This window comes from Burkholderia sp. Bp8986, assembly GCF_003854225.1.
In the GTDB taxonomy this organism is placed as follows: Bacteria; Pseudomonadota; Gammaproteobacteria; order Burkholderiales; family Burkholderiaceae; genus Burkholderia.
The window spans coordinates 1-578 of record NZ_QTQM01000199.1 but is presented as its reverse complement, the minus strand read 5'-3'; the positions used below and the strand labels follow the sequence as shown (position 1 = coordinate 578).

The 578-nt window shown below is 64.4% G+C and carries 1 protein-coding gene; it reads left to right on the top strand.

Annotated features, from left to right (window positions below; genetic code table 11):
* A partial coding sequence (locus tag DID99_RS36870) for a Mu transposase domain-containing protein (RefSeq protein WP_409362729.1) occupies positions 1-578 on the top strand: 578 nt, incomplete at both ends.

Genomic DNA, 578 nt, shown 5'->3' with positions numbered 1-578 from the left:
CGGCCATTACCTGTTCGAGCCGGAATTCTGCAACCGTGCCGCCGGCTGGGAGAAGGGCATCGTTGAGAAGAACGTGCAGGACCGGCGCCGCCAGATCTGGCACGAGGCTGCGCTACGGCGCTGGGAAACGCTGGAGCTTCTGAACGAATGGGTCGCGGGCCAGTGTCGTCAGGCCTGGCAGATGCGGCACCCGCAGTGGCCCGAGCTGACGGTCGAGGACGTGCTGCAGGACGAGCGCACCAGGCTGATGCCCAATCCACGCCCGTTCGACGGCTATGTCGAGCAGACCCTGCGGGTGTCGTCGATCAGCCTCATCCACTTCCAGCGCAACCGCTACAGCGTGCCCACCGAGTACACGAACCAGCTGGTGAGCGTGCGCTGCTATCCGGCATATCTCAGCGTCGTCGCCGACGCCCAGGAGATCGCACGCCACGAACGCAGCTTCGAGCGGCACATGACCTTCTACGACTGGCGCCATTACATCACGCTGGTCGAGCGCAAACCCGGCGCGTTGCGCAATGGTGCTCCGTTCATCACGATGCCACAGCCGCTGCAGCAGTTGCAGCGACACCTACTGA